Genomic DNA, 19,085 nt, shown 5'->3' on the forward strand with positions numbered 1-19,085 from the left:
ACGAACTCTTTCGTCTGTCAAGAAAAATTCTACAGGTAGAATCATTCAGCATGTTGGTTATTGTTCGTGGTATGATTGAGGGAATACCCTAATTAAACCATATTTTGGGATACCTGTCCTCACACGTTGGCATTATTAAAATCACGTTGACAGTCCGCGAAGTCTGTGGTGCAAAGGTGTAATAATATACCCCTCTTGGCGTAGTGTTGGGAGGCTCCTTTGAGATACAGGAACTAGCTGACCTTTCGAGTTAAAAGGATCTTCGAAATACAACTTACAAAGGTCCTCGTTAAACCCAATTACGTTATCCATATTCACCAAGTATCCCCGCTCAACCCTCCTGTAGTTTCGCCGAGTCGCCAAGTACCGCTCTTGCTCTTCGATTGTATTAATTTGATAGTAAGTAGTCCCGTTCTTATGCACATAGGTCAGGACACCGTTCTCTACGCTGTTGTAGTTGACGTCGTCGAGATCAATATTTATAATCTCGAATTCTTTCTTCCCAAGTCGGTTAACAACAAACTGCGTTTCGCTCAAACTCAACTACTCCTTCCGAAGTTCTGCTGGGATTTCCGGCTTGTTAAGAAGCAGATAAGAGCCGGTCAAAACGAACAGGGACGCGATTGCTACTACAAACGTGCTAACGATTGTCAGTGTTTTACGTTTCATTCTTGGTTTCACCCCCAAATAATAGTAAAGCCTGTACCATATATGTGATCGCAAGTACTTCCGAGCCGACTGCGAAGTTGACCGCTATCACAACGCATGCGATAAGTTTAAGTAGCGGATAATATCGTTTCGGTATCCTTGCGTATTTATCGTAATTATTCGGCGCCCGCCACGCGTTAACGATTAGCGCTGCCGCCGTTATTGCCGCCGTCCAGGCATCGTTAAGGCTCACATACGGTATCGCGCAGACGATCGCGGTCGATACGATTACGCACGCAACGCCGCTCTTAAGGTGATAGCCGCCGCTTATGTATCGGAGCGCTGCGAACGAAATTAACGTTAACGCCGTCTCGCCGAGCTTGTCCGTAGCCGCGCCGATAATTAACGCGAGCAGTACGATGCTGGCCGTATTGAACACGATATGGAGCGTATATACGATCACCGGTACGGAAGCCGGTTTCTCTACGCCAGACGCGACCATTGACCGATTAAGCGACGTTGCAATCCGATTTAGAATCGCGCTCATGGTTTCTTATTCTCCTGGAACGAGTAGTATAGGAAGAACGGAAGCGTCACGATAAAGATGGCGGCCTCGATAAGCAAGTAGTCCTCGTATTCGTGACGGAACAAAAACGCTGCTATACACGAGATGACGAAGATGGCGCCGATGGCCGAAATGGTTATCGCGCTCTTACGTGTGATGATGCGGTAATTACGGTATGAAGGTGGAACGAAGTCAAATCCGATGTTAAACGCAGCTACCGTTCGAGCTGCCGCGAGGAAAATAACGGATGAGAGTATTTGAATCGCTGACGTGGTCCAAGAATCGTCTTGTACGTCCGAGAGCGATATTCCGAGGCCGAGCCATACGATCAAAATTATGAGTGCTTGGACCGCAATCCCAAATGCAATCGCCGTAAGGTTCATGATGATCGAATAGAGTACCGCGATACGAAATAAGACGACGAGGACGATGATGGATAAAACGTATTGTATGTACGATGATGCGAAGCCGATTTCCGGAACCAACCGCGTGAAATACGACACTTGGCTCATAATGAATGATACGAAGATAATGTACGGCATCTTCTCGCGAATACTAAAGCGATAGAGTGCCAACATGAAGAGGAACAACGAAAAGTATTCGATTGATGACGCAATAACGAACAATACATAAGCCATGACCCGGCCCCACCCTTATAGGAGAATTTTTATGTTTTTTATTCTCCGTTCCCTCGTAAATGACGTTCGCATGTTGTCTGCGCCTGCTTCGTTCACGTCTTTAAAACGCCGGTTAACGGTTACGATCGATAACGCTAAATCCTGCCGCAACTCTTCGATTATTTGTCGCTGCCACCTCCGCCCCGCCGCGTCGTTATCACGTACAATTATCAACTCCTCTATCGGACTCCGCCGTATTTGGTCCGCCTTCGCCTTCGAAAACTGCGCTCCGAGCGTAGCCACAGCCGGTATGCCCGCCGCCATAAGCGTCATCGCGTCAATCTCGGCCTCTACGATCGCGGCCCGTTTTATCTGGCGTGCGTAGATGACGTTAATGGCGAATAGCATTTCGCGGATTGGCCGGCCGCCTGCAGCGTACCAGAACGTTTTTTCGCCGACCTTCCGGTACTTAACGTTGCCGAGCGTGCCGTCCGGATTAAATAGCGGAATGGTTACCGCCCGCGACCGCTTATCGTAGCCGACGTTACACAAGCGCTGGACTTCCTCCGTTATGCCGCGGCCGCCTAAGTACGGGTGGCGGAACTTGTACGGGTCGAGGAACGAATCGATTAGCGGCTTGTACACGTCTTTGACGGACAGGCGCGGCATGTTTAGCGTAATCGCTTCGTCATAAGGGTCCGCGTCCTCTCCGTACAGGGCGCGCAAGTAGGCGAACGTTTCTTCGTACGTTTCATTCCGGTAGAAGGCGAGTAGCTTGACGGGGCCGCCCGATTGCCACTCCGGATCAGACGCGCCGCTATCGTGCCAACAGCCGAAGTAGTCCGAGTCCGGCCGCAGATCGATGAGCATTGACGGATGGCGCTCGTAACGGAACGGTGAGATGACGTTTATCTTCGAGTCGGCAGCGGCGGCTTCCGGGATGAACGGCGCGAGCTCCGCGCGGATATCGAATTTCACCATGCCTCGCCTCCTTCGTCAGCCTAATCCCATCTGTTCACGCAACTTTTCGTTAAGCTCCGGGCCGAATGCATCCACGATAGCTCTCGCGTACTTAGTTCTATATTGAACGCTAAGTACGCCAAGGATGTCTACACTCGTCTGATGAATAAGATCAAGTTCATCTTCTAAATCAAGGAGCGCCGCTTCAACAACTTTAGAGATAAATTCCTGCTTGGATGTTCCCGATTTATCGCAAAGAATTTCCAACCTCTTATTTTGATAAGCCGTCAAAGTGATAGAGAATCGTTCTTTTCTATTGAAAACTCCTTCTATCGATTCCTCTTTCTTCGCAAGCTCTTTAATTAACTTCTTGGAGTATCCGTTATCCATATGCACCAGTCCCATGCACCAAATTTTGATTCACAAGTATCATAACATATCTGGTGCAATTGTAAATAGTGGAATTTAAATAACCTTTAGGAATTGATCCGCAATCTCCGCGCCACTCGGCAACTCCCGCAGCACGCCGTAATCCATCAGCGCGATAAGGTCGATCGTAAAGCCCTCGCCGCCATTACGCCCCTTCTCGATACCTATACGTCCGTTCCCGTTTACGGCGTCAAACGTAAATAGGTTCGTCGCGATTTCGAGCGCAGCCTTCGTCGTTTTCACCTGGTCACGTTTAGGCAACCGGATCTCGCGGCGTCCGTCATCGTCCGTTTCTTGGCGCTCCGTCTGCGCTTGGATCGTGAATATACCGACGACGTCGTGTTCGCCTACAATACGTTCGAATTCACGCACCGCCCATTCCGCAGCGCCGCCAGCCGTCCTGTTCGCGTTACGGCCACTTTGGACGTCGGAGAATCCGTAGATCGGATCGATCACGATTGCATCGACCTTCTGCGCGTGGAGTTCGCGTTCCAGATCCGCGAGTGTTCGCGTTAGCTCCGGGTCCGACTTCGCCTGCAGGTATAGCGTGCCCGGATAGTAGCGGTTGATCGCGTCGACCGTTTCGAGAAAGTACGCTTCGACTTCGCCTTCAAGCTGGCCGGAGAGGATCGCTTTGTTCGGCAGCCCAACGTCAACTCCGAGGTCTTCGTGCTTCATCGCGCCTTCACGGGCCGTTATGATCGAGAACAGCCGCGCAAGCCACGGATACGCCTTAACTTCGTAAGACTTGACGAGAACCCGCGCACCCTGACGCAGCAGCTCATCGACAATAACTTCGGCCAGGTACGTTTTGCCGCGGCCGCTCTCCGCCATGATTCCGTATATATCGCCGGAATAGAGGCCGCCGATCGTTTCGTTGAGCGACGGGAAAGGCGTGCGCCATAGCTTGAACGAACCGCCGGACTTCCGTTTCTCGTACTCCGCGCGAAACTCCGATCCTAACACTTCTAGCGTCTTTCCCGAATTACGAACGTTTGTTCCTATTGTTCTCATTCTAATCTCTTCCATGCGCTCTTGCAAGGCGGAAATAAACGCTTCTGAATCGCTGGACTCGAACAGCGACGGGACTTCCGTATTAAAGAGATCCGCCAATCGCCTTTTTCCTGCACTATCCGCAATCTTTCGCGATAGGAATTCGAACGAATCACTTACGGCCGGGATGTACGTAATGGCCGGGTTCTCACGAATAAACGTCGCATAGCTTGGCGCTTGTCCTCCGTTAGATTGCGCGTATGTTCGTATAAATTCGTAGGCCTTGCGCTCATCCCGCGTTTGAAGATGGTCGACCTGTACGCCAAATTGCGTAATGGCCGATACCGCGTTTTCGTCGATGATCTTCGAGAGAAGCTGTTCACCGTAATTCGGCAATTTCTTCCACCACCCTATAATAACGGAATGTTTTTGAGAGTACAACACCATATATTGACGATATCGCTATAGCGTTATTGCGATAACAACTACATATGGTATAAAAAGCGAAATCGGGGCAAGGCCGATTCAACGTTTTGATACCACATCTTGATTTTAAATTTTTCTTCCCGCCTCTAATTATACTGTCGCCACATCTACCGGGACAAAGTTCAAATATGGGCAAATTTAACCACGCGATGTCGAAAAAGTATTCCTAATATTGTCGAATATGTTGCAGGATGTTGCAATAGGTAGCATAATTCTTAAGATTATTAGCCTTATGCTTACTCCCAGGCGGGTTTTCTTACGGATACTACGTATTTCTCCCGTTTACTGCGTTTTTCTCATTCCGCGCTTGCTCGCGCCGGCAAACGTCAGCGTCATGCATTGGTCCCGGACACGATCGGCAAGCCTGGCGGGACTCTCACGGAACACGTCATTCAACGCAGCGAGCGGCAGGTTTGACGTATACACCGTCGGGAGCCCGATACGCGCGTTAATCAGACGGTGGAGATCCGCGCGAAAGCCCTCCGTACAGTCACGTACGCCCATATCGTCGAGGACGGCGAACGGCGCTTCCATCGCGGCCTTCTGAGCGTTGTAATAGCGTGCAGCGGCGGGTTCCGCGATTGCTTCCGGTACGCGCGGCCGGTTGAACTCGTTATAGTCCGATTGCCACGCATTTATGTCGAGAAAATAGGCCGGCCGATCAAGCGGTTTCCTATTCCGTTTGAACGAACCGACGAGGTGGACCGTGAGCCATTCATTAATGAGCGCGGCGGCTGTCGTTGTCTTGCCGGTGCCAGGCGTGTTCGAGTACAGATAAAGCGACTTAATCGGAGGCGCGTCCGGTTCGAATTGGCGTTCGAACGTTTTGACGTATTCGTCGATAATCGCGTATACCTCCGTTTGATCTGCGCGAGGTGGCGCGCTCTTCAACGTGTAAAGGCGATATTCCTGCGGCATATTGGCGGCGCCGGCCCGTCCTCCCTTTCCGTCGAACCCGTGAGTCGCTACGAATGGCGCGCACATCGGATTACACTTCGGACCGCCCGCGAGCGTACAGACGGCGGATAATATGCAGTTACGATCGTGTGAGATTACGTTCACCTCCTACGTTTATTATTACACGAAATTATGGTAACGTCATTTTCCGTATTCAGCCGATTTTCTTGTGACGCGATATAGGCGAGCATGGAACGATCTTTAAAAATCTCCAGCTATCTTAGTTATGCGGCAATTTGCCGAAATCACACGCTTTCGCCTACGAAATAAAACTCTCCGTCATCGCCGCGGCACACTAACGGACGTTTGCACGAGTTGCACGTATAGAATCCGAGCTTCGGATCGTTCCAAATCGCGTCGCACAAATCGATAAGGTGTACGCCCTCGCCGTCGAGGCAATCGCATGTCACGCGTAGAAACTTCGCGACCGGACGCGCCGTCATAGCCACGCTCTCAGCTCGTCCGCATCTATTACGTTAGGTTCGTTACAGGGCGCCCGCTGCTCCGCTCTCAATTTCGGAATTACCGCGTTAATCCGGTACGCGATCGCAAAGCCGGCGGTCAATAACGGATACTCACGCGTCGGAACATATTTGCGGAAACACTCTTCGACAGCGGCACGTAGCAGCTCCGGTCCGTGTTCGGCGAGGGCGTTTTTGATCATGCCGCGTTCGACCGCCCAATTGCGAAATGGTGCGTAGTCGACGTCGAAGTGCTGGCGGTTCAGCTCCGTGAACATCGCGTGGACGGTGCGTACGTTCCAGGATGCGGCCGGCAATTCGCGCCATTGTGCGTGGTCAACTTTAGCGGGCATTAACGGACACCTCCGTGTACTGTACGATGCCACTGGATCGCCTTGACCGCCATCTTCTCCGTTAGTTCACGCACCGGATTATCGTCGGACATCACGATTGCCGAACCGGTCTTTCCGCGGTCCTTGTACCACGTCATAACGATGTAACCGTTCGAGTCCTCCCCGTCAGGATCAACGTATGGAATGTACCCAATGCTCGCGCATTCCATATCATCACGGGTGTTCGTACCGATTTCGCCCGATATGCGCCGCAGCTCCGACATAGTCTCACACGCCCAATTGTTACGATTAAAGCGGCCATCGTATTCGAACGCACACTTCGGTTGGCTTCCGAAAAAGCGTAGCTCCTCCGCGGAACGGGATCTGCACCGCGCGCATGCCGAGTCCGGAATCTTCCAACGTGGTTTACTCATCTTGCGTCTCCTCCCATTCTACGAACCTCTTTAGCCCTTCTTCCGTGTAACCGTGAAACCTGGCATGCGGCTGGACAAATGCGTCGCCGGTCGTGTTCTCATATACCACTTGCCACTCGTCCGTTTCGGTATGCCTCGCTTTCTCGGAGATGACGGTGTAGATTCCGCCTTTGTAGTGTCGGTATCTCGGGCTTGTACCCTTACCCAATCGAGCAATACATTTACGTGCAAAGGAGCCGTGATAATCCATTTGCGTATATTTCTCCAGACATTGTCGCATAGCGGTATTCTCCGCTTTAAGCCGCTCAATCTCGCGCAATGCCTCGTCTCGCTCAGCCTCGATGTCCTCCGCAATAACTGCGTCAGGGTTCACGCGCCAAACGCCTCCGCCACCGTCTACATCAACGTTTACGCCTAGGTCCCCACTCAGCAGCCCGTTTGAGTGCGGAGCATACGTTATGACGCCGCGCTTGCCTTCCGCACCGTAACAACCAATAATTGTACCGCTAATAATCACGCGCGCTCCGTTAATCATCTACGTCACCTCCCGCCTGCTTACTCATCTCCGCCATATCCGCGTCCGTAACCCACGAGAACCGCGCGTCTCTCGGCATCCTCGCCAATTCACGCCGACACCGCGCGACACAATCGTTTAATGCCGCGTTTTCGGCTCGTAAGGTCACGAATGTCTCTGTAAACTCGCTCCGCGCAGCTTCTTTCCATGCGTCAAGTTCCGCTCGTAACCGCTCGATCTCGTCTTCAAGAGTACGAATGTGCTCTAACGCCGCCGGCCATCCCGTTCGGGCTTCCGCGATGAAACGCGCGTCCGGAGTTCTGTCCCAATCGATATCACACGCTATCTCGATACTTTCAGCGTAGACGTTTGTCTCGCCGAATTTGCCTCCGCGCACTACCCAAGGTCCTGCCGTCGCCGCGTCACATACCCGTCTATCTTCGTCAAAATTGCGTTGAGTGTCCGCCATCTACTCCGCTTCCTCCGCTTTCCAACACGATTCCCGACCGCGCTTAGACTCCGTAAGTGTTAACGTACCGATACCGCGACCTGCGAGCACCTTCAATAGATCGACGGTATAAATGTTAACGGTGCGCCCCGTTTCGTTATGCTTCAGATACACGGTGTTTCCGTAAGAACGATCGAACGTAAACTCTCCGGTAATGACCTCCTTTGTGACGTCCGTTTCTACGAAGATACCACTGCAATCCTTACCGCCGGTGAAATACGAGTGGTTCCGCCCTCCATACCATTTGCTCCCAACCACACCGCATACGTCACATACCGCTTTCTTAAGTGTCTTCTTAGCCGCCATCTTAACGCCTCCTTTGGTTATAACGCTATATTAGACCATTACGCCGCGACAGTTAGGTTCGACTTTCATACTACCCCGCCGCCTCCCGCGCGCCTGTATCGGTCTGAAACGCCGCTGAAATCAACGTTGATAAGCGCGCCGCCTCCGCGCGGTATGCCGCAACCAATCCGGTCAGCGTCGTTACGTCATCCGGTACGCTCCGAACAATTACGTATTGGATCGCGCGGTTAAAGCCTTCCGCATTCATCGGAAAGAACTGAATGTCGCGCCATTCTTCGCGGAGTGGTGGCGGTGGATCGACCGGCTTGTAACCGGGCGCTTTAGACGGATCGATTACGTGGAGCTTCTGAATCGTGTAATTGCGTTCCTCTACGACCAGGCGGTAAGACGGCGAGATTGTTACGGCTACGTTCGTTGTCATTACGCGTTCACTCCTTCCGGCGCGTTTACACCGCTGATTTTGATGCCTAGTTCTTTCAACGCGAATCTAATTCCGTCAGCATATCCGCGTGATTCTGCGCCAGTAACAGGCAGTCCTGCGGTCAAGAAATACGCGGCGTCCTCACGTTTACCTCTGTACCGCCAATGAATACTTTCATACGTAGCTTGGCGCGCTTCTTCCGCGATTTCCTCCGCCGTCTTCTCGACTTCGTAACCGTTGACGAGCGCGGCGAGCAGCGTGTCGTAATTCACTTGCGCATACTCACGGATTGTTTTGCTTTCGGCATCGACCTGTCGACCGTAGATAGCGACAGATGTTAACGTAAAATTACTTACGCCCTCTGACCGTAGTTCCTCAATTGCGGTCGCGACGTTGCGCGGGATTAGCGGTTTATTCATTCTTGGACGTCCCCTTTCTAATCGTTTATTTAACGATGCAGCGGTAAGCGTTAGCGAGCCGCAATTATTCATGGTTCTTCTTACGTAATGGTTATCGTTAATACTGGTTATACTTTATGTCCGCAATGACGGTGTCGGTCGTCACGGTGTCGGTGAGTGCGGACACGGTTAACGCTAGAATATCGCCATCCCACTCGCAGCCGTCAGCGTATAAACGTTACGTCCGAACTTGCCGCCGCTGCCCCGTTCCTTCTCTACGGTAACAACCGCCTCGCCCCGCCACCGGTACGCTAGAAGGCGCTGAACGTACTTATTCGCCGTCTGACGGTTAACTCCGATAAGTCGGCCGATCGATGTCTGCGTCGGGTAGCCGCGGCCATTTGCGTCGATATGCGCGGCAATCGCGGTAAGCGTCGCCCATAGTTCCGGTCCCATGTCCGCGAGCATGCCGGACTTAACCGCGTCTACGTAGAGCCTAACGTAAATGTCGCCGCCCGATCCCCGCCACCTCCTCTCGCCTTCACTCACATATTCGTGCGCAAATTCCGTTTCGCACATGTTCCCGTAATATATTTCCGTTCCCCTTACATACACGTAGTCGCTCGACGTTTCCGATTCGCACACTTTTCCGCAAAAAAAAATACGGCCACCTCCGCAGAGATGACCGACGACCAAAAATCGTGAGGGAAAACCTTATTGACGTTTCTCCGTTACACCACGCGCTTCCCGTTCGCGCCGCTTAATCTCCGCCAATACGTCCATAACCGGCCGCCCATACATTTGAGCGTGTTTTAACGTCAAATTAGCGTTGTTAAGCGTCGGGTAGCGTTTAGGTACCAGCGCGGGTGCATCGACGATAAATGGCGCCTCTTCCTCGCCCAAATCGTTAATCCACGCGGCTATATATTGGTACTGTTTCGTAGCGTCCATCGCTTGTTGCGCGTCGGCGAACGTTTTGCCGAGTTGCGGCATTAGCTCCTCGTACATCTTAATGTTCGCGTTCTTGAATATATGCCAGTTGATCCCCGTTTTCAGAATGTCGACAAAACCCGGATGCTCGCGAAACTGTTTAAAGTTATGGAACGCAAATACCGGGGCCAGCCGCTTCTTCCGTCCTTCCGTAAGCATCCGTTCCATGAAACGTACGAGGCCGTCGGATAAATACTGGTGCGGCTCGTTCAATACGAGGTACGTTCCGAGTGCTTTCGATTTACCGTCCTGCGCGACTTTAATGAGGAACACGTTAAGCACGATCCAATACATAAGCAGCTCGATGACGCGGCGGCTGATTACGTCCTCCTTCGGAAAACGGAAGATGACAACTTTCCCTTCGTCGATCCAACGGTATAAGTCCATCGCGGGGTTCGGCCGCTGACAGAATATCGGCTTCAAAAACTCGCTGTTTATGATCTGGCCGAGACGCCGCTGTATCGGTCCGTAAATTTGGCCCTGCCGCCCGCTCATCGCACCGTCTTTCTCCGTCATCCGATCGAAGTCACGCCACGTATCCATATCGAACTTACCATCGAGCTCCGCGATCTTACGTTTACGGAACGCCTGCGACGTGAACATGTATTTAATGTCCTGCAAATCCCCGAACGTAGCTTTCGCGGCTTCACGTAAATAATCCATCGTCTGAAACTTATCGTCGTCACCGTCCGCGAGTATGAACTGCGCGATCTCCTCCGCTATCCGGTCCGCGGCGATTCGCGAATCCTTTACGTTACGCACTACGCTCTGCAGGCCGAGGTATATCGGATGGTCCGTGTTCGCGAGATCGATATCGATTACGTCTTCGGCCGGCAAATGGTCCCGTAGCGCGTCCGCCATGCCGCGGTGACCGTTCCGTTCATTGATGACGTCGGGGATAATCGCGCCTATTCCGTGCTTACGTTTCGCCTCTACGATAAGGTTAACGATCGCCTGGTCTTTGCCCATCCCTTGCATACCGATAAACGCGCGGCCATAAAACAGGCGGTCCGGATTCTTAGCGGAGATGTATACGTTGTGCTCCGTGCCGCGGTCCGTAGAAGAGCCCGCGAGTATGCCGCTATCGTCGAGGAAGACCGCCGGCAGTTCGATTTCAACGCGCCGGTTCGACGTAAGAATCTCCGCAAACTCCGTCTGAATATCCGCGGTCGGAAGCTGCTCCAATTTGCCGATTTCGTCAACGCTCATTAGATTCGGCATCATATCCGTAAATTCGTTCAGCGCCGTCTTGCCGCGGATGTTCACGCGCATCGATTCGAGCCGGTTATCGCCCGCCAGATCGCCGTACGCATTCGCAACCGACCGCGCCAGCATCTCGCGCTTAATCGGATCGGCCGCTGTCACCGCGTAACGTATTGTCGCCTTGAAGACCGGAATGTTCCGCTTATTCTTCGTCATGGTCGAGAGGTCGCCGTTAACGAGGATTTCCGCTCGGTCTGGATTCGGTAGCGCCGGCCTCTGCGTTTTGGTCGCCGATCCTGGATTGTGGTAAAACGTTCGCTCAATGCCGGTTATGACGTCGTCAATAACGGATCGGATTTCGTAGAAGATGTACGTTGCTCCGGCCGCCGCTGCCCGTAGTAACCTCAGCGGATCGATCCCCGCCCTATACGGAACTTTGCCGCTATCCCACGTTGACCAGCCATAGTCTGCGAGCTTCTTCCATTTGCCGCGGCTAACCGTCTCCGTACGTATGAAGAGGACGATCGCTTCGCCGGCATTCAATTCGTTCGTGACGCCGAGTAGATCGCGCACCGGCGTATTCTGTTCGTTGTAACGGAAGTCGAGCGAGAATAGATCGTGGCGGCGGTATTTCAACGCGTAGACGTCCGTATTCTCCGCGATCGCCAGGTCGAGGCCATCGACGATTTCGAGCGTAGACTTCCGCCACTGCTCGTGATTGCGGAACTTCGTCCGGAACGAATCGGCAAACTCGGCCGGCAGCGCACAGTAATATTCGATGGAATCCGCCGCCATTTTCGTAATCCACCAGAAGTCTGGCGCGGCCTTGCGTTTCTGTCTGACGGATAATAATTCGTAGAGAGAACGTTGGAAGTTACGGGAGGCCGAATTAAGTGCGGAGTGGTGCGGAGTGATGCGAAATACAACGCGCGTCATAGTAGCGCCTCCCGTTCGGTTATTTAACGAAGTGATTGAAAAGCGCTAATGAGAACCTTACCAAAAATAGGAGGAAATACGGTACTGGCGTGAATAATCCAAGGTAGACACACGACAACGATACCCCAAACGATAAGCCAACCCGCAGTTTTGACGATCTCGAAATAGTGCGATTCGCGTTGTTCAAGTTCCGTCATCCTCTCGTTCATGCTGCGTCCATTAATCGTTATTTTCACGTTAACACCCTCCATATGACGCCGCCCCAAAACGTAACGAACAGGCGGCCGAGCCACTTATTACTATCGCCGAGTACGGAGCCGACCATGACGCCCGCCGCGCAAACAACGATTCCAAGCGTGATGATTTCGGCCGAACTGTAGTTGATGACGGTGACGATTCGCTCGACGACGCCCATCATTCCGTGAGTCGCCGGCTGTACGATCATCGACGTTTCCTTACCGATGAACCAGTCGGCGAAATCGTTGAGACGGTCGAGCCAGCTCTTCGGATCAGCAACGGCCGATGTGACGTATTCAACGTAAGGAGACGGATCAACATGCGCACCGTCCGTTATCATTTCGACGTGAACGTGAGGGCCGGTCGAGTGGCCGGTATTTCCGCTTAGGCCGATAACGTCGCCGGCATGGACCCGGTCGCCAACGTGAACGAACGGTGTATTTAAGTGACCGTAAATAACGTCTGTGTCGCCTCCGTCTATGCGTACCATTTTGCCGAGTGGACGCGCGCCTACGCCGTCAGCTTCCGTTACAATTCCGTCGATGATCGAATGGAGCGAAGTCCCTTCCGGCACGCCAATATCTACGCCAGTGTGCGGCGTCTTGTGCGCGGAGTCGATGGCGCCGAAGCCGGACGTTACTGGGTACAGCGCGTTAATAAGTCCGTTAATTTTGAGGATCATGCCGCCACCTCCGTTACAACGTACGCAGCCAATTTCGGATATCGAGCGCGTGGCGGATAATGATGTAGCCGATTGAGCCGCCGAGTAAATGTTCGATCGCTTTCGTACGGTTGCCGAACATCCACGTAGCGCCGGCGAAGACGATAATCCCCGCGCAGAGCCAATCGGAAATATTAAGCACCGTATCGAATATCTCGCTCCACGTTGAGGCGCCGCCATCCGCGGTTGCTGCGAAAACAGCGCGCGGCAATAAAAATACGTGAATAATGCCCGCCGTCTTCGTGATTAATGCGCCGCGGCTCCCGGCTCCTTTCCGTACGATCTTTCCGTTCATAAACGGATTCCATTCGAGCGTTACCGTCGTTGCCATCGTGTTCATTCCCTCCGTGTATAAACTCGTAGCTGGCCGGAGACAATACCGATATCAAAACAAAATGAGGTGTACGTATGAACTTCGTAATCGGTGCAATTATCGGCGCTGTCATCGGCGGAATCACGATCGGAATTCAGAATCTAATATAGAAGTTCGGGCCGACTCCGCGTCGGTCTTTTTATTTGCGATCATCGCCGCGTACAATATCGTCTTCGCAAATCCGCTAAAATTTTCTCCGCTTTGTGCGATAAGCCAATCGTAAAGTTCGCGTTGATTTACGTTACTGACGTTGAAACATATCGCCTTCCTTACGTAATTGCTCAACGGTATTACCTCCTCCGTTACCGATTAACGTGGCCGCAGGTGCCGCAGCTTCTTCCGTTTTCTTACGCGACTTGCGCGGTTGCCGATCGGGTTTGGCGCGGCCTTTTAATTCGGCCAACACCGTTTCGATTGCGCTAACCGTTTCGTCATCGACCTCGTCGGATTCCGTAATCGACTGCGCGTATTCGTTAAGCAGCGCGCCCAACGTTGATACGGATACTTCGCCAACCATCTTCTTTAAGAGCGCTTTGTTCATTCACCGAACCTCCCAACGTTTTACGTATGTGTCATGTTATGCCGGGCGGCTTGGTTAACTTTCCTGATTTTTACGAATAGAGTCGTTTGGATTTTAAGAGACTCGTCCATACTTGTACCAATAAGGAGTGGTCGATATGGGCGGTTTGGGTAAAAAACGTAGTAGATACGGGGCTTTCCTGGACGATAACGGAATCGAGCAAGAGCGCGTACGCGAGGTTTCGAAGCTTGGGCGGGATACGGTAAGCCGGATGTGCAGTACGGATGATATTCCGAGTGGGCGTACGATGAAGGCGCTGCTGGACGCGGCGAGGACATTAACGGGGAAGAACGTAAGACAAGACGATTTCTGGCCGTTATAAACGTAAAAAGAGCGACTGCAGGGACCGGATTAGCTCCGATTCATCCCACGTCGCTCTATGCGCTACGCCCGTAGGGGCTACGCTACCCCCAGCGTATGCAACCGGGCTTGTATTAAATGCGTGTCCTACGAGTAGTATCCGAAAATCATTCCGAAGATGGCGCAGACGACGCCCATTACCATTAGAGCAAAGCCGGCCATATCGCGTTTAAACACGGTCTTAACGCAATAACCGACGATTAAGCCGAGCGCTCCAAACAATATCGGAATAAAGATAAGCGCGACGGCACACAGGACCCAACCTAGAAATATAAACGGAACTGCAGGCGGCTGGCTTTTAACCGTTGTTGTTTTAACGTCCTCTTTTACCTGAGCGTCTTTAATCATAATTTCACCTCATCGCTAGTTTACCAACATTTCGGAAAACAAAAAAGAGCCCGTTACCAATCTTATACGTATCTCTACGTAATAGACCGATAACGGGCGTCAATTTATTTATACAGATAGACCTTCTTCGTACCGTTATCCCACGATACTTTTCCGCCGAGCAACTCCGCAGCGGACCGCACTCCCACATACGTCTTTCCGTCGATCAACCGGAACGACGCTACGGCCGCACCGTCAACGTACGGAACTTTTTCCGCATCGCTCCACGCAACCGTTACGCCGAGGGCAGCGCCTAATTGACGCAGCGGTAAATACGCGTGACCGTCGATGATTCGCCCATATGCCGCGAGCTTATCGTTAACGACGATCTTAATCGTATCGTCCGTGGTCGGTTGCGGAACTGGCGCCGTCCCCGCATATTTATCGAAGAACGCGCGCTCCATTGCGTTGACGTCTACGTTGCCACTGATCCCCGCGACCTTACCGCTCGACGTATACTGAAACACGGACCAGGCGCTCCATGTACTGTTCGCCATCGGAGTCGTTGCGCCATAATGCGCGATCCATAGCGGCCACTTCGCGAGCGGTTTTTGCAGATACGTTTTCGCAAACGATCCGCCCGTATAGATCATCGTTGGATGACCGGTTAGGCGTTCGACTTCGTTAAGCCACGCAACGCACCACGCTGTTAAGGCCGCCGCGCCGATCTTAGAAGCAGCGCCTTCGACGTCGAGGACGTGTGGAAAGTCCGCGTGTTTGCCGCCGACAGTTTTCGCGAATGTTGCGGCCTCTTTCTCCGCGGCGTTAAGTTCCGGATGCGCGTAATGATAGAAGCCGACTTTGATTCCGTTAGCGACCGCGCCGGCCACGTTTGCGGAAAAGTATGCGTCGACGACCGAGCCGCCTTCCGTTGCCTTAACAAACGCTCCTACGACGCCGTCCGCCTTGACGCGCGCCCAATCGATCACGTTTTGATGGTGCGATACGTCGATAACTTTTACGTTCGAATCCGATTTTGCTTGCACGTTAGGTCGCGCCTCCCTTATCCTTCAGAACGGAAATGATACGTTTGACGGCGTCCGGCAGCGGCAGTCCGTGGCGGCCGTAATTCTCCGTGATTGAAACGAGTTCGTTCGCAATGTAGAAATAGACGGCGCCGGTCATTACGACGTCCGTACCGAGTAGAATATCCATCCGGTGCGCAAGCAGAACGACGAGCAGCGTCAGCCCCTTTTTCGCCAGGCCAGCGCTCATAATTGCGGAGCTAAGTCCGGCGCCTTCCTTAATCGACGCGCTCATTCCCGTTATGATATCGATTGCGATTACGAGCAGAAGAAACGAAAGAGCCTCCGACCAGCCGCCGAACGCGTACGTCAAAAAGACGCCGAGAACGCCGGCGCCTCCGTTTACCATTGTTTGATTCACGTATTCTACCTCTTTCCCCTTTTTATGGTTGCGTGCTATACTTTCGTTAACTTTTCCTGTAAGGCTCAACAAGAAAGGCGTGGACGAAATACAAATCTCTAAACTAATAAAACACGTTAAGAATGTTCGATTCGGGTATTGCGATTGTTGTTCCAGTTTGGCAGCGTTTGTTAAATTGGGCGAGTGGGAAGAGTTTAAGAGGTGCGTTAGGTGTAAGTCCAATTTACGTTACCGGTTAATCGCGAAACACCTAAAAACTATCTCAAATTTAGACGAGTTGACGGTCATTGACCTCGACCCGTTTTCCCCACTCCGCCGTATTTTTCGTAACAATAGACGATACATTCGAACCTACTATTCCGCAATCGACGGTAACGGAAGCGTTAGGGCTGACGGAACGCGTTGTGAAGATATTACGAACCTCACGTTTGGTGACGGAAGCGTAGACATCATCGTTTCGTCCGACGTAATGGAACACGTAGCGGATTTTCCCGCCGCTTTACGAGAGTCCTCACGAGTACTCCGTGTTGGTGGATTCCACCTATTCTCCGTCCCTACTCTCGCAGGCGAAAAAAACGGAGTGGCGATTAATTCCGCAAAAACGGTAAAGCGAGCAGAGGTAACGGAGACTGGCGAAATCAACCACATTTTGCCTCCGCAATATCACGGCGACCCGCTCAGTCCGGAAACCGGAATCCTTGCGTTTTGGAGTTTCGGGTTAGACTTACCGCAGCTTTTTTCTACGCCCGCTCTCGATATAACCGTTGCAGAAGGACCAGCCGGTAAGGATCAACGTATCATTTGGCGCGCTACGAAGAAGGCGTGATTAAGTCCGCACGCCCTTGAGCCGTTAGGTAATCGTCAATTCCCTCTCGTAAATCCAGACGTTTACTAATAACGAAAGCGTACGTATAAGCTCCGTCAATGATCCGTTGCGCCATATACGCAGCCATCACAAAGCACCTCCGAGGATAAGGTCGTCAATTGCCGCTTGCATGAGGTCAATTCGTACCTGATCGGGCGTCTTCGGAGGAACGTAATTAGTCGGATAGAGGCCGCCATCCTGCCCCTCCACGATATCAACCTCCTGCGTTATAGCGCCGGTTGGTAACGGATTTCGTGCGATAAGCTCGCCGTCAACTTCGACGTATCCGTAATCCCAAGGACCGATATTAATTACGTCTCCGTTTAATACTACGCATTCCCTCATCATTTCGCAGTCCACCCCGTATTTCCCGTTCCGGAAGTTTTAACGTAAATCGTCGTTGTCGTCGATCCGTCAGTGCGGAGATATAACGATCCAATTGGCGCAGCGTAAACGCCCTCCGGACTACCTAGACTAGCGCGAATTACGATGTTACTCCCGGAGAGTGTCGTTATTACTCCGTTCTCGATCTGAAACGCCTCAGTCGCAGTCCCATCACCGGCGTGTAACGTAAGGCTTTTCATGCCCGTTGTAGTTGTTCCGCGAAATAGCCGAACACTCGCAGATGCTGACGTTAATTCCGGAAAATCGATATCGAAAAAAGAACCGTTATTTCCGTTGATTGCGTATAAACCCTTTGACCCCGAGAAACTTAAAAATCCCGCCATTACGCTATTTCCCGAGCTGTTAATAAGTTCGACCCAAGCTGTCCATGTCCCACCGAATAAGTGTCGGGTATAAACCGAATCAATGCCGCTATACCTGATTGCTATTTGTGCTCGATTATCACTTGTACTGTTATAAAAAGATGTGTGGATGTGATAAAAAGCGTTAGTCGGACAGTTAGCGTGTTGCGTCAAAATATAAGCGTCAGTCGTCGTATTGGGGTCTAACGTAGTGCCACCATATACCGCTATTTTGTTGACACTCGCCGTTTTAGCGTTTGTTTCAGCTGCAGTCGCCTTAGTTTGTGCGCCAGACGGCGTCTCCGCGCCAATCTGCGCTACTGTAACGCCGTGCGGATTGTCTGTCCGGTTGGCGTGAGCGTCAACGGTATCCTTACGCGCAATATCGTCACTTGCCGCAGGAGCCGCTACCTTTGCACGACCCGCCGAATCGCGTATCATAAGTTTGCTCGCGGTTGCTGCCGAAGTCGCGCCGCTTACGATTGCGTCGGCTTTCGCTTGTGCGCCTGCGGGCGTCTCCTTTGCGTTCCAAGCGGTTCGTTCCGTACTTGTTACGTGCTTAACGCTATCCGCTGTATGAGCGTCAAGATCCGTCTTTTTCGCCGCTGTGTTATCAATCGCGTCAATTAACGCCTGCTCATTCGCAAGCGTCACGTTATCCGTCGACTGTGGACGCGGGAGTCCGAGCCTCGGTGTGGTTGTTGCCATAGTTATGTCACCCTTTCGTATTCATCCCACGTATCGCCGAGCGCGTCAACGCCCGCCCATGTCAAACCAAGCGCATCCTGTCTCGTCCATGTTCGATATGAGAAAACGAAATTAATAGCTAAATGTGCTGGTACGATATCGCGCAATGACGCTTGCGCGTCGTTTAAATTATCCGGTATGCCCGTTGTACTTACGAAAGTAATGCTAACCGTGTACGTCGCGTTACTTTCAGTGACTGAAACCTCACCGTTAGCAAACGATTCCGCGACACTCTCCACAAGGTCCGCCGTAACCGTGCCGACTCCGCGCAACTTCGAAAGGATGACGGAGCGGCGCTGATCGTCCGGCTTCGTAACGTCCGTTTTGATTCCGCAGATACTTTCCCAACGGTCAAGACTCCAAGTCGCAGTACCGACGTAAAACTGCGCGAGCACATCGTAAATAGCCACGTTCAAAGCGGTCATCTCCGACGCCTCTTGCCCGACAATGTTCCCGACGATATAACCGCCCTCGTAGTAACGCGGCAAATAATCCACCATGTCCTGCCGGATGTTTCGCGTCATA

26 protein-coding genes are annotated in these 19,085 nt (G+C 52.2%); 2 read left to right on the forward strand and 24 right to left on the reverse strand.

Features of this window, described 5'->3' with window-relative positions:
- Positions 1-141 precede the first annotated feature (141 nt).
- The 19 genes from AC50YL_RS06730 to AC50YL_RS06820 all read right to left on the reverse strand — a co-directional run bounded on the left by AC50YL_RS06730 (position 142) and on the right by AC50YL_RS06820 (position 14,030).
- The gene (locus AC50YL_RS06730; protein ID WP_494830401.1) at positions 142-543 is read right to left on the reverse strand and encodes a LytTR family transcriptional regulator DNA-binding domain-containing protein; all 402 of its coding nucleotides are present in this window, start codon (positions 541-543) and stop codon (positions 142-144) included.
- 115 nt (positions 544-658) lie between these two features.
- Positions 659-1,195 carry an accessory gene regulator B family protein gene (locus tag AC50YL_RS06735; protein WP_494830403.1) on the reverse strand — a complete coding sequence of 179 codons (537 nt, stop codon included), beginning with the start codon at positions 1,193-1,195 and terminating at the stop codon, positions 659-661.
- Positions 1,192-1,851 (reverse strand): hypothetical protein, encoded by a 660-nt coding sequence (locus AC50YL_RS06740; RefSeq protein WP_494830405.1) that lies wholly within the window; start codon positions 1,849-1,851, stop codon positions 1,192-1,194. Before AC50YL_RS06740 ends, AC50YL_RS06735 begins: the two co-directional genes overlap by 4 nt.
- Before the next feature lie 15 nt (positions 1,852-1,866).
- The gene (locus AC50YL_RS06745; protein ID WP_494830407.1) at positions 1,867-2,811 is read right to left on the reverse strand and encodes a toprim domain-containing protein; all 945 of its coding nucleotides are present in this window, start codon (positions 2,809-2,811) and stop codon (positions 1,867-1,869) included.
- Positions 2,812-2,826: 15 nt separating this feature from the next.
- Positions 2,827-3,180 carry a hypothetical protein gene (locus tag AC50YL_RS06750; protein WP_494830409.1) on the reverse strand — a complete coding sequence of 118 codons (354 nt, stop codon included), beginning with the start codon at positions 3,178-3,180 and terminating at the stop codon, positions 2,827-2,829.
- A 75-nt stretch (positions 3,181-3,255) separates the two neighbouring features.
- Positions 3,256-4,185, reverse strand: a complete 930-nt coding sequence (locus AC50YL_RS06755; RefSeq protein WP_494830411.1) for a hypothetical protein — start codon at positions 4,183-4,185, stop codon at positions 3,256-3,258.
- Between the two features lie 795 nt (positions 4,186-4,980).
- Positions 4,981-5,751 carry a P-loop NTPase family protein gene (locus tag AC50YL_RS06760; protein ID WP_494831185.1) on the reverse strand — a complete coding sequence of 257 codons (771 nt, stop codon included), beginning with the start codon at positions 5,749-5,751 and terminating at the stop codon, positions 4,981-4,983.
- A gap of 343 nt (positions 5,752-6,094) precedes the next feature.
- On the reverse strand, positions 6,095-6,469 hold the full coding sequence (locus tag AC50YL_RS06765) for a hypothetical protein (RefSeq protein WP_494830413.1): 375 nt from the start codon (positions 6,467-6,469) through the stop codon (positions 6,095-6,097).
- Positions 6,470-6,874: 405 nt separating this feature from the next.
- Positions 6,875-7,417, reverse strand: coding sequence for a DUF1653 domain-containing protein (locus AC50YL_RS06770; protein ID WP_494830415.1), 543 nt, complete (start codon positions 7,415-7,417; stop codon positions 6,875-6,877).
- Positions 7,410-7,865 carry a hypothetical protein gene (locus tag AC50YL_RS06775; RefSeq protein WP_494830417.1) on the reverse strand — a complete coding sequence of 152 codons (456 nt, stop codon included), beginning with the start codon at positions 7,863-7,865 and terminating at the stop codon, positions 7,410-7,412. The genes AC50YL_RS06770 and AC50YL_RS06775 overlap by 8 nt, the downstream gene beginning before the upstream one ends.
- A complete protein-coding gene (locus AC50YL_RS06780; protein WP_494830419.1) occupies positions 7,866-8,210 on the reverse strand; it encodes a hypothetical protein in 345 nt (114 codons plus the stop codon).
- A 70-nt stretch (positions 8,211-8,280) separates the two neighbouring features.
- Positions 8,281-8,631 carry a hypothetical protein gene (locus tag AC50YL_RS06785; RefSeq protein WP_494830421.1) on the reverse strand — a complete coding sequence of 117 codons (351 nt, stop codon included), beginning with the start codon at positions 8,629-8,631 and terminating at the stop codon, positions 8,281-8,283.
- Positions 8,631-9,050 (reverse strand): DUF1642 domain-containing protein, encoded by a 420-nt coding sequence (locus AC50YL_RS06790; protein ID WP_494830422.1) that lies wholly within the window; start codon positions 9,048-9,050, stop codon positions 8,631-8,633. The genes AC50YL_RS06785 and AC50YL_RS06790 overlap by 1 nt, the downstream gene beginning before the upstream one ends.
- A 174-nt stretch (positions 9,051-9,224) precedes the next feature.
- Complete coding sequence (locus AC50YL_RS06795) at positions 9,225-9,485, reverse strand: helix-turn-helix domain-containing protein (RefSeq protein ID WP_494830424.1); 261 nt, start codon at positions 9,483-9,485, stop codon at positions 9,225-9,227.
- A 258-nt stretch (positions 9,486-9,743) separates the two neighbouring features.
- Positions 9,744-12,158: a hypothetical protein gene (locus tag AC50YL_RS06800; RefSeq protein ID WP_494830426.1), complete on the reverse strand. Its 2,415-nt coding sequence runs from the start codon at positions 12,156-12,158 to the stop codon at positions 9,744-9,746.
- A gap of 23 nt (positions 12,159-12,181) precedes the next feature.
- Positions 12,182-12,394 (reverse strand): hypothetical protein, encoded by a 213-nt coding sequence (locus AC50YL_RS06805; protein ID WP_494830428.1) that lies wholly within the window; start codon positions 12,392-12,394, stop codon positions 12,182-12,184.
- The gene (locus tag AC50YL_RS06810; RefSeq protein ID WP_494830430.1) at positions 12,391-13,077 is read right to left on the reverse strand and encodes a M23 family metallopeptidase; all 687 of its coding nucleotides are present in this window, start codon (positions 13,075-13,077) and stop codon (positions 12,391-12,393) included. Before AC50YL_RS06810 ends, AC50YL_RS06805 begins: the two co-directional genes overlap by 4 nt.
- 13 nt (positions 13,078-13,090) lie before the next feature.
- The gene (locus tag AC50YL_RS06815; protein WP_494830432.1) at positions 13,091-13,447 is read right to left on the reverse strand and encodes a hypothetical protein; all 357 of its coding nucleotides are present in this window, start codon (positions 13,445-13,447) and stop codon (positions 13,091-13,093) included.
- Positions 13,448-13,730: 283 nt separating this feature from the next.
- A complete protein-coding gene (locus AC50YL_RS06820; protein WP_494830434.1) occupies positions 13,731-14,030 on the reverse strand; it encodes a hypothetical protein in 300 nt (99 codons plus the stop codon).
- A gap of 136 nt (positions 14,031-14,166) precedes the next feature.
- On the opposite strand from AC50YL_RS06820, the gene AC50YL_RS06825 reads away from it, so the two are divergent.
- On the forward strand, positions 14,167-14,391 hold the full coding sequence (locus AC50YL_RS06825) for a transcriptional regulator (RefSeq protein ID WP_494830435.1): 225 nt from the start codon (positions 14,167-14,169) through the stop codon (positions 14,389-14,391).
- Between the two features lie 125 nt (positions 14,392-14,516).
- Here the strand turns inward: AC50YL_RS06825 and AC50YL_RS06830 are convergent, their stop codons facing one another.
- The 3 genes from AC50YL_RS06830 to AC50YL_RS06840 form a co-directional block, all read right to left on the reverse strand.
- Positions 14,517-14,777, reverse strand: a complete 261-nt coding sequence (locus AC50YL_RS06830) for a hypothetical protein (protein WP_494830437.1) — start codon at positions 14,775-14,777, stop codon at positions 14,517-14,519.
- 104 nt (positions 14,778-14,881) lie between these two features.
- Positions 14,882-15,802, reverse strand: coding sequence for a GH25 family lysozyme (locus AC50YL_RS06835; protein WP_494830439.1), 921 nt, complete (start codon positions 15,800-15,802; stop codon positions 14,882-14,884).
- 1 nt (position 15,803) lies between these two features.
- Positions 15,804-16,202 (reverse strand): phage holin family protein, encoded by a 399-nt coding sequence (locus tag AC50YL_RS06840; protein WP_494830441.1) that lies wholly within the window; start codon positions 16,200-16,202, stop codon positions 15,804-15,806.
- Positions 16,203-16,281: 79 nt separating this feature from the next.
- On the opposite strand from AC50YL_RS06840, the gene AC50YL_RS06845 reads away from it, so the two are divergent.
- Positions 16,282-17,028, forward strand: coding sequence for a class I SAM-dependent methyltransferase (locus AC50YL_RS06845; protein ID WP_494830443.1), 747 nt, complete (start codon positions 16,282-16,284; stop codon positions 17,026-17,028).
- Between the two features lie 383 nt (positions 17,029-17,411).
- Here AC50YL_RS06845 and AC50YL_RS06850 read toward each other — a convergent pair whose 3' ends face one another.
- On the reverse strand, positions 17,412-18,521 hold the full coding sequence (locus AC50YL_RS06850; protein ID WP_494830445.1) for a pyocin knob domain-containing protein: 1,110 nt from the start codon (positions 18,519-18,521) through the stop codon (positions 17,412-17,414).
- A 2-nt stretch (positions 18,522-18,523) separates the two neighbouring features.
- Positions 18,524-19,084 carry a putative phage tail protein gene (locus AC50YL_RS06855; protein WP_494830447.1) on the reverse strand — a complete coding sequence of 187 codons (561 nt, stop codon included), beginning with the start codon at positions 19,082-19,084 and terminating at the stop codon, positions 18,524-18,526.
- Between the last annotated feature and the right edge of the window lies 1 nt (position 19,085).

The sequence above is a fragment of the Paenibacillus sp. J22P277 genome (assembly GCF_059383675.1).

What these genes read in the sequence shown, in the direction of transcription:
- AC50YL_RS06735 (WP_494830403.1), bottom strand. Translation starts at nt 1,195, where the DNA reads ATGAGCGCGATTCTAAATCGGATTGCAACGTCGCTTAATCGGTCAATG.
- AC50YL_RS06740 (WP_494830405.1), bottom strand. Translation starts at nt 1,851, where the DNA reads ATGGCTTATGTATTGTTCGTTATTGCGTCATCAATCGAATACTTTTCG.
- AC50YL_RS06745 (WP_494830407.1), bottom strand. Translation starts at nt 2,811, where the DNA reads ATGGTGAAATTCGATATCCGCGCGGAGCTCGCGCCGTTCATCCCGGAA.
- AC50YL_RS06750 (WP_494830409.1), bottom strand. Translation starts at nt 3,180, where the DNA reads ATGGATAACGGATACTCCAAGAAGTTAATTAAAGAGCTTGCGAAGAAA.
- AC50YL_RS06765 (WP_494830413.1), bottom strand. Translation starts at nt 6,469, where the DNA reads ATGCCCGCTAAAGTTGACCACGCACAATGGCGCGAATTGCCGGCCGCA.
- AC50YL_RS06770 (WP_494830415.1), bottom strand. Translation starts at nt 7,417, where the DNA reads ATGATTAACGGAGCGCGCGTGATTATTAGCGGTACAATTATTGGTTGT.
- AC50YL_RS06775 (WP_494830417.1), bottom strand. Translation starts at nt 7,865, where the DNA reads ATGGCGGACACTCAACGCAATTTTGACGAAGATAGACGGGTATGTGAC.
- AC50YL_RS06780 (WP_494830419.1), bottom strand. Translation starts at nt 8,210, where the DNA reads ATGGCGGCTAAGAAGACACTTAAGAAAGCGGTATGTGACGTATGCGGT.
- AC50YL_RS06785 (WP_494830421.1), bottom strand. Translation starts at nt 8,631, where the DNA reads ATGACAACGAACGTAGCCGTAACAATCTCGCCGTCTTACCGCCTGGTC.
- AC50YL_RS06790 (WP_494830422.1), bottom strand. Translation starts at nt 9,050, where the DNA reads ATGAATAAACCGCTAATCCCGCGCAACGTCGCGACCGCAATTGAGGAA.
- AC50YL_RS06795 (WP_494830424.1), bottom strand. Translation starts at nt 9,485, where the DNA reads ATGGGACCGGAACTATGGGCGACGCTTACCGCGATTGCCGCGCATATC.
- AC50YL_RS06800 (WP_494830426.1), bottom strand. Translation starts at nt 12,158, where the DNA reads ATGACGCGCGTTGTATTTCGCATCACTCCGCACCACTCCGCACTTAAT.
- AC50YL_RS06810 (WP_494830430.1), bottom strand. Translation starts at nt 13,077, where the DNA reads ATGATCCTCAAAATTAACGGACTTATTAACGCGCTGTACCCAGTAACG.
- AC50YL_RS06815 (WP_494830432.1), bottom strand. Translation starts at nt 13,447, where the DNA reads ATGGCAACGACGGTAACGCTCGAATGGAATCCGTTTATGAACGGAAAG.
- AC50YL_RS06820 (WP_494830434.1), bottom strand. Translation starts at nt 14,030, where the DNA reads ATGAACAAAGCGCTCTTAAAGAAGATGGTTGGCGAAGTATCCGTATCA.
- AC50YL_RS06825 (WP_494830435.1), top strand. Translation starts at nt 14,167, where the DNA reads ATGGGCGGTTTGGGTAAAAAACGTAGTAGATACGGGGCTTTCCTGGAC.
- AC50YL_RS06830 (WP_494830437.1), bottom strand. Translation starts at nt 14,777, where the DNA reads ATGATTAAAGACGCTCAGGTAAAAGAGGACGTTAAAACAACAACGGTT.
- AC50YL_RS06850 (WP_494830445.1), bottom strand. Translation starts at nt 18,521, where the DNA reads ATGGCAACAACCACACCGAGGCTCGGACTCCCGCGTCCACAGTCGACG.
- AC50YL_RS06855 (WP_494830447.1), bottom strand. Translation starts at nt 19,084, where the DNA reads ATGACGCGAAACATCCGGCAGGACATGGTGGATTATTTGCCGCGTTAC.